The sequence below is a fragment of the Pseudoalteromonas sp. SR44-2 genome (assembly GCF_014163745.1).
Lineage (GTDB): Bacteria > Pseudomonadota > Gammaproteobacteria > Enterobacterales > Alteromonadaceae > Pseudoalteromonas > Pseudoalteromonas distincta.
Map to the genome: position 1 here is coordinate 13,164 of NZ_JACJDW010000001.1, position 13,983 is coordinate 27,146.

The 13,983-nt window shown below is 38.9% G+C and carries 9 protein-coding genes; 8 read left to right on the forward strand and 1 reads right to left on the reverse strand.

Translation table 11 applies throughout. The annotated features are described in order from the left end of the window. Positions 1-16 precede the first annotated feature (16 nt). A complete protein-coding gene (locus H5115_RS00065) occupies positions 17-445 on the forward strand; it encodes an Lrp/AsnC family transcriptional regulator (RefSeq protein WP_182752916.1) in 429 nt (142 codons plus the stop codon). Positions 446-961: 516 nt separating this feature from the next. After that, on the forward strand, positions 962-2,131 hold the full coding sequence (locus tag H5115_RS00070) for a cache domain-containing protein (RefSeq protein ID WP_182752918.1): 1,170 nt from the start codon (positions 962-964) through the stop codon (positions 2,129-2,131). Positions 2,132-2,188: 57 nt separating this feature from the next. Here H5115_RS00070 and H5115_RS00075 read toward each other — a convergent pair whose 3' ends face one another. Beyond that, positions 2,189-3,121: a hypothetical protein gene (locus H5115_RS00075; RefSeq protein ID WP_182671206.1), complete on the reverse strand. Its 933-nt coding sequence runs from the start codon at positions 3,119-3,121 to the stop codon at positions 2,189-2,191. Positions 3,122-3,507: 386 nt separating this feature from the next. On the opposite strand from H5115_RS00075, the gene H5115_RS00080 reads away from it, so the two are divergent. The 6 genes from H5115_RS00080 to glgC are packed head-to-tail and all read left to right on the forward strand — an operon-like array spanning position 3,508 to position 13,924. Next, entirely contained in the window at positions 3,508-3,810 is a 303-nt protein-coding gene (locus H5115_RS00080; RefSeq protein WP_002958606.1) for an isoamylase early set domain-containing protein, read from the forward strand. 9 nt (positions 3,811-3,819) lie between these two features. Next, complete coding sequence (malQ, locus tag H5115_RS00085; protein WP_182752920.1) at positions 3,820-5,814, forward strand: 4-alpha-glucanotransferase; 1,995 nt, start codon at positions 3,820-3,822, stop codon at positions 5,812-5,814. Further along, on the forward strand, positions 5,815-8,022 hold the full coding sequence (gene glgB / locus H5115_RS00090) for a 1,4-alpha-glucan branching protein GlgB (protein ID WP_182752922.1): 2,208 nt from the start codon (positions 5,815-5,817) through the stop codon (positions 8,020-8,022). After that, positions 8,015-10,078 carry a glycogen debranching protein GlgX gene (gene glgX, locus H5115_RS00095; protein WP_182752924.1) on the forward strand — a complete coding sequence of 688 codons (2,064 nt, stop codon included), beginning with the start codon at positions 8,015-8,017 and terminating at the stop codon, positions 10,076-10,078. Before glgB ends, glgX begins: the two co-directional genes overlap by 8 nt. Next, positions 10,071-12,608, forward strand: coding sequence for a glycogen/starch/alpha-glucan phosphorylase (locus tag H5115_RS00100; RefSeq protein WP_182752926.1), 2,538 nt, complete (start codon positions 10,071-10,073; stop codon positions 12,606-12,608). The genes glgX and H5115_RS00100 overlap by 8 nt, the downstream gene beginning before the upstream one ends. A gap of 14 nt (positions 12,609-12,622) precedes the next feature. After that, complete coding sequence (gene glgC / locus H5115_RS00105) at positions 12,623-13,924, forward strand: glucose-1-phosphate adenylyltransferase (RefSeq protein ID WP_182193809.1); 1,302 nt, start codon at positions 12,623-12,625, stop codon at positions 13,922-13,924. Positions 13,925-13,983: the final 59 nt, after the last annotated feature.

The following is a 13,983-nucleotide window of genomic DNA, read 5'->3' on the forward strand; positions in this document are numbered from 1 at the left end:
GAAGAAAATAACCATTATGATAACTCCACAAGATGAAAAGCTACTTTCTGTACTAAAAACAAATGCAAGAGCGAGTATTTCTGATCTTGCGCGAATGCTTGACTTGTCTCGTTCAACAGTACAGAGCCGAATGCTCAAATTAGAAGAAAACGGTGTAATTAAAGGCTATAGCGTTGATTACGGTGACGACTACCTTAGTAAAATGGTATCAGCTCATGTGTCTATAAAAGTAAGACAAAAATTAACGACTAAAACAAACATTGAGCTTAAGCATATTGATGCTATTTCACAGCTATATGCCATAAGTGGTGAGTTTGATTTAATTGCGGTGGTACAGGCTCAAAATTTAGAACAGCTTAGTCATTTGTTGGACGATATAGGAAATCTTGATGGGGTGGAGCGCACAACATCTTCTGTTATTTTAGAAACTAAATTTAAGCGCTAGAGTCAGTGAGTTTTTTGTTTTAGTCGTTAAGTGAACACTCGGTATACTCTAGGTCAATAATAAAAAGGCTAGGGTCTGTTGAACCTTCAAGGTTAAATTAACAGCCCCCAAAAGGTTCTTCCTAGGCGCTATTTTCTCTTGGTTGCCTACATAGATGTAGGGTAGGGGCGTGAGCAGGGCGCGGAAGCATTGCTTGGTTTTTACTTATTCTTACATGGATATAAGCAATTAGAATAACGCAGGAGCAGTTATCGAGCACACTAGGTTATAAATCTTACGCCGCAATTAAATAGCGCCTAGTGTGAGCAAATTTTTATCCGCAATGATAAACAGACCCTAGATATAAATGCATTAATTTAAATGTTTAAGCGTGCTTTTTATAAGTTAATAGCAATAAATCATAGGTTTAAATATTGAAGCCATTGATAAGGTACAAAATTTTGTAAGGAAAATTTATACTTTTTTAATAAGCATGACTATACTTATTTTAATTTGTACAATATTTAGCAATGGATTATGCCCGCATATCTTTTCACTCTTTTGTTAGGTTTAACTGAGCCTCTCCAGTTTGGGACAAACTTACCCACCACAGCTCCTAATAATGCAGTCAACCAAGTCGAGTGTATTTTATTTGAAATGGGAGCCCCTTTTCAGCTACAAACCTTGCCATGGTTACGTGCACGTCGAGAAGTAAAGTTAGAGCGCTTAGATGGATATTTCACAACCCATTTAATGCCTGAAATGAAAGCTTATGGACGTATATCATCCCCCATTTTTTTAGAAAGCTGGTACTGGTTTACTCACCCAGAGAGCATTAATAAACCAAAAAATAAAATGCGTTATGGTGCCGTAAGAGGAAGTTATCAAGCAAATTGGTTTAAAACTCAGAATATTATTGCTGAGGTAGAAGTAAATTCATTAGAAGAAATAGTAAATGTAATGCACCATAAACGGATTGATAGAATCCTACTTGATTTAGACGATTTTGAATTAGCAGCCTCTAAGCTAGGCATTAATAAAGACGAGTACCAAAAAGAATTTTTTAGATATGTACCTTTGGGATTATTTGCTTCGCATTCCCTTATCAAACGCCTTCCTGAATTTATGCAGCAGTTCGATGAAAATATAAATACTTGTGCGCAAGCTCCATTTTCACTATCAAAAAGTGAAGAAAAGCAAATACTTGATAGGCTCTACAGTAGCGCTAAAATCTTATTAAACTTACCTAGTTTAGTCGAAGAAGTTCAAATAAGTAATGAGTCTCCTTTGAGTGAGCCTGAAATTATGAAACGAGACCAGTTATGGATAAAAGAAAGTAAACACGTTGGGCATGCTGATGGGTTAACTATGTTTGATTTACCGTTATCTAAGGTATTTAAAAAATGGCAATCGCAGTTTAAAGGTGTTGTTACTGAGCTTATATTGACTGATAGCCAAGGAAAAAATATAGCAATAAGTAAGTTAACCAGTGATTACTGGCAAGGAGATGAGAATAAGTTTACTAAAATATTTAAACAGTCAAAGGACTATAACTTTGATAGCGTTACATATGATGCATCAACACATCATTTTCAAGTACAGCTAAGTTTTCCTGTTTTAGATGATAATAATAGTCATATTGGAGTGTTGATTTTAGGTGTTGATGTAGAAAAAGCACTCTATTCGTCAAACGAAGAGAGTAACTAACTCGATACCTTTCATAAGTTAGCTAAGCTTTAGAACTTTAGCTTAGCTAACATTATATTATGGATGTATTTTTTCTGAGGTCGGCTTTTTTCTTATAATTTCTTTTTTGGCTTCATCAAGCTTTATAAAATAAGCATTACCGCCAATACCTTTAAATTCTTCATCTGTAAATACAATAGTATTGTCATCAAAAAAAGTGATAGCTTCTTTTTGAGTCACTATTCCTAAGTCAATTTTTGATACATCGCCAGAAAAAAACTTATCACCCTCAAAATTTTCGAATAGCCAAATACTGGTTGAATCAAGTAATATTAGTTTTTTACGATCAGGGCTTAAAGCGGCCGATGTTATCCAGCATAGCTTTTCTAAAGTGGTACATGTTTTAAATGAGTCTATTAACTCTGCTTTAAAATTAGCGGCATGATCGCCCACTTTATAAACCTTAGTAATACCGTCAAATGGCTCTGTGCGGTTTTTAGTAAATAAATATAAGTGACGTCCTAGAGCTACAAATGCCTCTAAATCAAAATTACGGTTATTGGGCTTTATAGGACTGCCATCCATTTCGGGGTAGGTAAACTTAATTATTTCTGCTTGAGTCGTATCTGTTTTTATATCTATCGGGTTTTCTATTTTATAAATAGTGAGCCATCTACGATCGTTTTTGTTGTTACCAAAATCGCCTAAAAAGAAGTGCCCAAATTTGTTTTGGGTCATGTCTTCCCAATCAATGTTTTTAGCGTTTTCAACTAAAATTTCTTTAGCAATAGAACCGTCTTTATTGAGTCTGTATAGCTTTGGTTCATTGCCTCCGTCGTTAATAGCCCATAAACGTTGCTGTTTATCAAATTCTATTCCTGATATTTCTTTTAATTTAGGGTCAACTGAAATTTCTTTTTTACTGTATAGGGTATAAATTGAGGTACCAATAAATGCAGCTACAACTAAAAAAATGATGGTGGTAGTTATTAAAATGGTTTTTTTCAACATGAAATTAATGATATTTCAGAGTATTAGAATGATGTGTATTATCCATGATGAAGTAATATAAAAAAAGTAATTTAGGATTTTAAATTTTCTTCGGATATTTGCAGCTATAAATATTTATATATTGAACTAATGAGGTTTTTAATAGTTTGTTGGTTTGAATATTGCTCTGTATGTTAAGTATCATTTAAAGCGTATTGTATATAAGGTTAATGCACCTTTTTGGTGTAATTGAAATATTATTTGCACTGTAATAAAGCGTAAATAAAGTTTTGTTTAACTAATAACACGTTTAATGATTTTTAGATGGTTACCACATCGCCTTTTTGTTTAGTTGTATGGCCTGTGGCAAAGATTAAGTACCCTTTTTGGTTTAGTTGGAGCCTGCTATGTTGAATAAACGTTTTTTTAAAACAAAAGATGAAGCTGAAGTTACTTTTGAATTTTCTCATCCAGAGGCAGAAGAAGTTTGCTTATTAGGTGAATTTAATGATTGGCAACCAGTGCCAATGAAGCTTTATAAAAAACAAGGTGTGTTTAAATTTAAGCAACGCTTACCTATCGATCAACAATTTCACTTTCGTTATCTGATTAATGGAGACATTTGGGATAACGACCATCAAGCTGACGGTTATATCGGCAATACATTTGGCACAGAAAACAGCATAGTAAATACTCAACGCACTAATTAAGGCGATTTAATGGATGCTCTTTCGCAGTTGTTTTACCTGCATGGTATTGGCTTTGAATTCACTAAGTATACAGGTGAACAGGTATTTTTTAGCGAAGAAACGCGTAAACGTGCTTTGCAATGTTGTGGTGTTGATACAAATAATGAAGCAGGAATAGCTCAACTAACTTATGATTTAGATGCATCGCTTTGGCTTGATTTAGTACCTAGTGTGAGTTTAGTTGAGCAAACTGCATGTTTGTTAAAGCTTCGTATAGATGAACGTCAGCAATATTTAGCCGCTAATATCGATGTCCCTTCACTTGGAATGCATTTAGCATTTGATAACCTTTATAACTTGGCTGTCACTGGTGAATATTACTTGCATGGCGTTCGTTATATTGAGCTGGCATTACCCATAGATAATATGCCAATTGGCTATCATGACGCTAATGTTCAGGTAGGTGAGCAACACGCTATTACACAAATTTGGTGCGTGCCTGAGCAAGTCTATCAAGTGGGAGACACAAAGCGCACTGGATTATCTATTCAGCTCTACACATTAAAAAATAGAGCGAATTTGGGTATTGGCGACTTTGACGATTTATTAGCGCTTACAAAACTATGCAGCTCCCAAAACATGGATTATATATTACTTAATCCACTGCATTTGTTATTTGCTGATATCCCGGAGCGAGCCAGTCCTTATAGCCCTAATAGTCGCGCTTTATTAAATCCTCTCTATATTTCTATCGTACTAAGCGAAGACGCAATAAATAACGAAAACCTTGACGCCATTATGCAGCAAGATGATGTCGCTGCACTTATTAAAAGTAATGATCAGTTTATAGATTATGAAAATGTAAGCCGTATAAAGTATACGTTATTTGAAGCGCTTTATAATCAGTTTGAATTAACGGCAAGTGATGAGCGTCGCCAAGCGTTTACTGATTTTTGTAATGCTCACTCTACTACGTTAAATACCCTCGAATCAGATAACCTAACATTTGCTTATTACCTGCAATGGCAAGCGCATACGCAATTGGCACTGTGTCAAAAAAGTTGTGCAGAGCTAGGCATGGCTATTGGCTTAATAAACGACTTAGCTGTTGGTTGTGCTGGAGATGGGGCTGAATTTAAAAACCAGCAATCGCTGTTTAGCCAAGGTGCAAGTGTAGGCGCTCCACCCGATCCATGGGCTGAAGCAGGTCAAAATTGGGGCCTCCCAGCCCTCAATCCCCAAAGCCTTAGTAATAATCACTACCAATTTTACCGCTCGCTCATTCGCGCAAACATGCAAAACGTAGGTGGGCTTCGAATTGACCACGTAATGGCTATTAGGCGCCTATGGTGGTGCTTTGAAAGCAATGGCGAACAAGACGGCTGTTATGTTTATTATCCGTTTGAGCATTTACTTGCCATTTTAAAAATTGAATCGCATATTAATCAGAGTATTGTTATTGGTGAAGATTTAGGCATCGTACCGCCAGAGGTTAGGGAAGCTTTGGCATCTAGCGGTATTTTTTCCAACAGCTTATTCTATTTTGAAAAACAACACAGTGGAGAGTTTTTATCGGTAGATGAGCTAGCAACACATTGTTTGTTAATGATAGCCAATCACGATGTTCCTCCATTTACAGGCTGGTGGCAACATGATGATTTAGATATTAAGCAACAATATAAGCTTATAACTTGCAATGAATACGAGCAACTAAAGCAACAGCGAATAGAAGAGCAACAAAGGTTACTGCGTTTTATTAATCACCATGGCAATACAACTGAGCTTTTATTACATAGTGAAGCTGTGACTGTTTATAGCGCACTTGCATTGTGTTTAGCAGGCTCTCAATCGCGTTTATTTGCAATACAAATAGATGACTTAGATGAGCAAAAGTATCCGGTTAATATCCCCGGGACAGATAAAGAATATCCTAATTGGCGACGTGTATTAACGCATACCAGTGAAGAAATTTTTACCAAAAATGCCTCACTTTTAGCTGCTATCGATTCAATAAGGAAAGGTTAAATGAGCAGTACAACTAATGAAAATAGTTATGATGCACAAGTACACGCATTAAATATAGGGCGATTTAAAGACCCATTTAGCTTCTTAGGGGCACATAAAACGGATGCTGAGGTTGAAATTCGTTTTTATCTACCTTGTGCAATAAGCGTAAGTGTTACATTAAATAATAAAAGTATTAAGGCGAAACGCTACCAGCAAAGTGACTTATTTATAGCCAAAGTTGATGCTTTGCCCACTGCGCCATATGGATGCATTGCTCAGTACACAGATAGCAGCGTTACCTTTTATGATGAATACAGTTTCCAAAGCACACTTGATGCAGAGGCAATGTATTTATTTAACGAAGGGAGCCTTGAACATGCTTACTCGCATTTTGGTGCACATTTTAGTACTCAACAAAACGTAGACGGTGTACGTTTTTGTGTATGGGCGCCTAATGCGGCAAGTGTCTCTATTATTGGTGAGTTTAACTTTTGGCAAGCGAATCGCCACTTTATGCGCTTTCATCCTGCAAGTGGTGTATGGGAGTTATTTGTACCAGGCCTTAAAGCTGACATGTGCTACAAATTTGCAATTACCGCGCAAAGTGGAGAGGTGCTCGAAAAAGCCGACCCCTATGCATTTAAAATGCAACAAGCACCTGGCACTGCAAGTGTACTGCAGTATAAACCAGAACCTATAAAGCTTGGCGAGCAGGCACTTCAAAACAGACAAAAGCGTAACCATATTGATGCACCAATTAGTATTTACGAAGTGCATTTAGGCTCATGGCAACGCGCTGAAAACAACCGCTATTTAAGTTACACAGAGCTTGCCGATAAACTCGTTAGCTACGCTCTTGAAATGAATTTTACTCACCTGCAACTTATGCCAATAAGTGAATACCCGTTTGATGGTTCGTGGGGGTATCAGCCTGTTGGATTATTTGCACCTACCAGCCGCTTTGGCGACTACAACAGCTTTAAATACTTTGTAGAGCAGTGCCACAAAGCTAATTTAGGTATTTTGCTTGATTGGGTACCAGGGCATTTTCCAAGCGATCCGCATGGCTTACATCGATTTGATGGCACCCATTTATATGAGCATGCTGATAAACGCCAAGGGTTTCATCCTGATTGGAATACCTACATTTATAACTACGACCGTCCTGAAGTTAAAAGCTTTTTAATATCAAATGCTATGTATTGGCTACATCAATTTGGTTTAGATGGCCTGCGTGTAGATGCCGTAGCTTCTATGTTGTATTTAGATTACAGCCGAAAAGAAGGCGAGTGGGTTGCTAATTGTTACGGCGGGCGTGAAAACTTAGGTGCAATTGAGTGCCTAAAGCAAGTCAATATGCGCAGCTATAAAAACAACCCAGGCATTATGATGGTGGCTGAGGAGTCAACAGCATGGCCGGGTGTCACCCAAAGTGTTGAGCACAACGGTTTAGGCTTTGGTTATAAGTGGAATATGGGCTGGATGAACGATAGTTTGCATTACATGCAGCACGACCCACTTTATCGTCAGCACCATCATCACGAAATGACTTTTTCGATGGTATACGCGTTTAGCGAAAACTATATATTGCCATTAAGCCACGATGAGGTAGTACATGGTAAAGGCTCGTTAATTGAAAAAATGCCAGGCGATGATTGGCAAAAATTTGCAAATTTACGCGCTTATTACGCATTTATGTGGGCACACCCGGGTAAAAAACTCTTATTTATGGGCGGTGAAATTGCACAGCGAAAAGAGTGGGGGCACGATCATTCTATCGATTGGCATTTACTTGAGCTCCAAAGCCATAATGGTATAAAGCACACCGTAAAAGCGCTCAATACCGTTTATAAAACCCAACCCGCGTTGTATGAGCTTGATTCGAGCGCGGCTGGTTTTACCTGGATAGATAATAATAATAATCAGCAGAGCATTTTAAGCTTTGTTCGCTATGCTAAAAACGCAAAAAACTTTGTGGTTGTTATTGCTAATTTTACCCCCGCGTCCTATGAAAGCTACGTTATTGGCGTACCGAGTAAAGGGCGTTACAAGGTCATTGTAAATACAGACGATACTCAGTTTTTTGGCTCTGGCGTTGAGGTAACTAAAGATTCATCGCTGATAGTTCAGGCAATAAACGAATCAAATCATGGTTTTAAACACAGTATTTCAATTGCCATTGGTGGCTTAACTACTATTTATTTACAAAAGGTTGATGATGAGTAACCGATTTGATGTAGCACCCGGTAATGTAGAACCACTTGGCTCTAGTGTTATTGATAATGGGGTCAACTTCGCGCTTTATGCGCCTGGGGCGAGCCAAGCTTATGTATGCCTGTTTGATAAAAGTGGCCATTCAGAAATACTAAAAATGGCGATGAATATCAACGAAGGGGGTATTTGGAGTATTCATATTTCGCCATTAAACGCCGGTGCGCTTTATGGTTTTAGAGTTGAGGGTGAATATAACCCTAAAAATGGTCAACTGTTTAACGAAAATAAGCTGCTGATAGACCCATATGCAAAAGACTTGTTTGGCGAGTTTACTTGGAGTGAACGCCATTACGGGCAAATGCCCATCGGTACTAAAAGCACTGTAAATAATGCGATTGATATACCTAAATCAAAAGTAGCGGCTCCTACGTTGTACGCGCATAAAAAGCCTAACCACCGTTGGTCAAACACGGTTATTTATGAGTGTCATGTGAAAGGTACAACGTGTCGTCATCCTAAAATTCCCAAATCTCTACAAGGAAAGTTTTTAGGGTTAAGCCATCCAAGCTTTATTGAACACTTACAAAGCTTTGGTGTTACAGCCGTTGAGCTTTTGCCTGTTCATTCTTTTATTAGTGAGCAATTTTTAACAGGGAAAGGTTTGCAAAACTACTGGGGTTACAACACGCTTAACTTTTTTACGCCCCATAAAGACTATTTGGTAAACGAGGATATAAACGAGTTTAAGCAAATGGTGCAAGAGCTCCATGCTGCAGACATAGAAGTCATATTAGATGTTGTTTACAACCATACAGCTGAAGCAGGGGCAGATGGCCCTATACTATCGCTTAGAGGCTTTGATAACTTAGCCTATTACCGCACAGTAGAGGGGCAGCCTGACGTATATATAAACGATACCGGCTGTGGTAATACCATAAATATTGACCACCCTAAAACACTGCAACTTGTACTTGATAGCCTTCGTTATTGGGTTGAAGTAATGGGAGTTGATGGTTTTAGGTTTGATTTAGCGACCATTTTAGGCCGCTCAAAAGCAGGCTTTAGCTCCGCACATACTTTTTTACAAGTAGTTGCCCAAGACCCTGTGCTTAACAAAGTTAAGTTAATAAGTGAGCCTTGGGATATAGGCCCAGGTGGTTATCAGCTTGGTGCATTTCCGCCGCCATGGCGAGAATGGAACGATCAATATCGCGATGTGATTAGACGTTTTTGGCAAAGTGAAACAGGCATTATTGCAAGCGTTGCAAAACGTTTGCATGGATCGTTTGATATTTTTGAGCACAGCCAACGTGGGCCGCTCAATAGTATTAATTTCATAACGAGTCATGATGGTTTTACCCTTGCCGATTTAGTGAGTTATGAGCATAAACATAACGAAGCTAATGGCGAGCAAAATCGAGATGGGCACAGTGCAAATCATTCGTTTAACTGTGGGGTAGAAGGTTTTACCAGCGACTCTAAAATAAACGCACTGCGCTTACAGCAACAAAAGAACTTTTTACTTACTTTAATTCTCTCAAAAGGTGTTCCCATGATTGCTGCTGGTAGCGAAATGGCGCACTCGCAAGGGGGGAATAACAATGCTTATTGCCAAAATAATCGCACTAGTTGGCTTGCCTGGAAAGATTCTCAACTTAATCATTCGTTAACACGATTTATTGATGATGCATTAAAAATTAGACGTGCGCACAGTGCGTTTAAACACAGTGTATTTTTAGATGATATAGACGAGCGTTTTACCGTTAAGTGGTTTACCGAACAAGGTAAAACCATGACTGATGCTCACTGGCATGAAGATACCAGACAGTTTTTAATGTATAGCTTACTTGATAAGCAAAACAATCATGCATTGCTGATTGTATTTAATGCCAGTGAAAAAACAATTTTTTGTCAAATGCCCCCATCGCCAATTAATGCGCCGTGGCAAATGATTCTATCAAGTGTACATAATGCATCTGTGAGCAGTAATGAAGATGCGATGGTTGAAATTTCAGCACAAAGTAGTTGGGTTTTTAGTGCCAATTTAGAGGATGTTAGTCATGGTTAAACAAAGTGATCAAGTGTGTGTAGTAAAGAGCTGGCAAGAAGGGCCCGTTATTGATGAAAGTACGCTTAAAGATGACTTAACACGGCATTTTTATTATACCCTCGGCCGAGATAAGGTGGGTGAATCGCAGCATTATTTGTATCACGCATTAGCGCTTACTATTCGCGACAGACTTGTGGCTCGCTGCAGAGAAACGAATCAACAAATTAAGCAAGAGAAACGCCGCAAAACGGCTTACCTTTCTCTTGAGTTTTTGATGGGGCGTGCGCTAGGTAATGCTGTTTTAAATCTAGATTTAGATGAACAAGTAAGCTCAGCACTACAAGAGTACTGCACAACAATAGAAACAATTGAAGACGCCGAGCACGACGCTGGGCTAGGAAATGGCGGGCTAGGGCGCCTTGCAGCCTGCTTTTTAGATAGCTGTGCTAGTTTAGCGTTGCCTGTTATTGGCTATGGCCTACGATACGAATACGGCATGTTTAATCAATCGATTAAAGATGGTAACCAAATTGAGCAACCAGATAACTGGCTACGTGAAGGACATCCATGGGAGCTAAGCGCACCAGAGCATGCAAAACGTGTGAAGTTTGGTGGCTATGTGCAAAGTTACACAGATAAATTTGGCAGAGAGCACCGTCAATGGATGGGCTCACAAGATGTATTAGCTGTACCGTACGATGTACCTGTCCCTGGTTATAAAAACAATATCGTAAATACACTACGTCTGTGGAAATCAGAGGCAACAGATGAATTTAATTTAACCGAATTTAATGCGGGCAGTTATTCAGAAGCCGTCGCACAAAAAAATCTAGCCGAACAGATCACCATGGTGCTGTATCCAAATGACAGCAGCGAAAATGGTAAGGAGCTTAGGTTACGCCAACAATACTTTTTATCATCGGCGAGTATTCAAGACGTAGTAGACCAATGGGTTTCTCAACATGGCGAGAGCTTTAGTGACTTTGCTGATTTTCATGTTTTTCAGTTAAACGACACGCACCCAAGTATTGCTGTTGCAGAGCTAATGCGTATTTTAATTGATGATTACGAATTAAATTGGAACGATGCGTGGCAAATCACAACTAAAACCATGGCCTATACAAATCATACGCTACTTCCTGAAGCGCTTGAAAAATGGTCTGTTTCGTTGTTTTCAAAATTATTACCACGCATTTTAGAAATAGTTTACGAGATAAATGCACGCTTTTTAGCACAAGTTGCACAGCAATGGCCGGGAGATGTTGAAAAGCAACGTGCATTGTCACTGATTGAAGAGGGTGATGAGCCGCAAATTCGTATGGCTTATTTAGCTATTGTAGGTAGTTACTCTGTAAATGGCGTAGCAGCACTTCATACTGAACTGTTAAAAGCGGGATTATTTAAAGAATTTTATGCATTGTGGCCAGATAAGTTTAATAACAAAACAAATGGTGTAACGCCTCGTCGATGGCTTGCGCATTGTAATCCAGTATTAAGTGAATTAATTGGTGAAAAAATTGGTCATAACTGGGTTAAAAACTTTTCAAAAATTAGTGACCTACGTCGTTTTTATGACGACAAGGCATTTCATGATCAGTGGCAAAATGCTAAACGTGAAAACAAACAACGTTTAGTTGATTTAGTTAAGGCTCGCTGCGATATCGATTTTGATGTATCAATGATGTTTGACGTACAAGTAAAACGTATTCACGAATACAAACGTCAGCTATTAAACATACTTCATGTGATTCATTTATATGACCGTATTCGCCGTGGGGATACCCAAGGACTTGTTCCTCGTTGTGTTCTATTAGGTGGTAAGGCCGCGCCTGGTTATTACATGGCTAAAAAAATTATTAAGCTTATTAATAACGTGGCAGAGGTTATAAATAAAGACCCTCAAGCTGCACCATATTTACGCGTCGCATTTTTACCTAATTACAACGTAACCGCAATGGAAGTTATTTGTCCTGCAACCGACCTCTCAGAGCAAGTATCTACCGCAGGCAAAGAAGCGTCTGGTACTGGCAACATGAAATTTATGATGAATGGTGCATTGACAATAGGCACGCTGGATGGCGCAAACATTGAAATTAGAGATGCTGTTGGTGCTGATAACTTCTTTTTGTTTGGCGCACAAGCGCACGAAATTGACGATATTAAATCACGTTATAATCCAGAGCATTTAATATCGCAAAATAGCTATTTAAAGAATGTGATGCAATTACTCGAGAGCGGGCATTTTAATTTATTTGAACCATGCTTATTTGACGACATAACAAATGCAATTAAGAGCCCGCACGATCCATGGCTTGTTGCTCACGATTTTGAAAGTTATGTAGCAGCTCAAAAAGAAGTTGATAAAGCTTACGCAGATCAGACCTACTGGACACAAATGAGTATTTTAAATACAGCAGCCAGTGGTATGTTTTCAAGTGACAGAACCATAAGCCAATACAGTGAAGATATTTGGCATTTAGAACCCCTCAATATTAGTGAAACAGACTTAACGACAACTAAAAGCCATGCCACTAACAGCCTAGACTAAATGGAGAGAGTATTATGCCTAATTATGCAAATCGCTACATAAGTAGCTTAACCCGAGAAACTTACGCGTTAATACTGGCAGGCGGTCGCGGTTCTCGCCTGCATGAGTTAACCGATTGGCGAGCAAAGCCAGCAGTTTACTTTGGTGGTAAGCATCGAATTATCGATTTTCCACTATCAAACTGCATTAACTCGGGTGTGAGACGTGTTGGTATTGCTACACAATATAAATCACATTCATTAATACGTCATGTTAACCGCGCATGGGGGCACTTTAAAAAAGAGCTAGGAGAGTCGGTTGAAATACTACCTGCATCTCAGCGCCAAGGTGATGATTGGTATTGTGGAACCGCAGATGCTGTTTTTCAAAACATAGATATTATTCGTCACGAGCTTCCTAAATATGTGATGATTTTGTCTGGAGATCATGTGTACCGTATGGACTATGGTGCTTTATTGGCTGAACATGTGCAAAAAGGCGCAGATATGACCGTGTGTTGTATTGAAGTGCCAGTAGAGGAAGCCGCAGACACGTTTGGTGTAATGACCGTTGATGAGCAAAATAGAGTGTGCCGTTTTGATGAAAAACCAGCAATGCCTAGCTCAGTACCCGGCAAGCCAGGTACATGCTTAGCATCAATGGGGAACTACATTTTTAATACTGAATTTTTGTTTGAGCAACTTAAAAAAGATTCTGAAAATGAAGGCTCTGGACGCGATTTTGGTCACGATATTATTCCAGCGATTATAGAAGAGCATAATGTGTTTGCCTTCCCATTTAGAGATCCAAACCAAGAAGGGCAACCTTATTGGCGCGATGTAGGTACGCTTGACTCGTTCTGGGAAGCTAATATGGAACTGGTAATGCCAGAACCACAACTTGATTTATACGATCCAACGTGGCCAATATGGACTTATCAAGAGCAACTACCACCTGCTAAATTTATTTTCGATGACGAAGATAGACGTGGTATGGCTTTAGACTCAACAGTCTCGGGTGGGTGTATTATTTCGGGCTCTGCGGTTAGAAAATCCCTGTTGTTTTCTAACGTTCACGTTCGCTCATTTTGTACCATTGAGCAGTCGGTTATTTTACCCGGTGCAGTTATAAACCGAGGTTGTAAAATTAAACGCGCAATAATAGATAGAAGCTGTGAAATACCGGCGGGTCTTGAAATCGGTTTTGACAAAAAAACAGATGAAGAAAACGGCTTTAGGGTATCAAAAAAAGGTATCGTTCTTGTTACACGTGATATGCTCACTGAGCTTGCAAAAAAGTTAGAACGCCAAGCGCGAGAAAATAAAAAGTTAGCGTAACAACAAGTTAGATAAGCACGACAACATAGCTTGCTCATTTGTGAGCAAGCTCACACAGG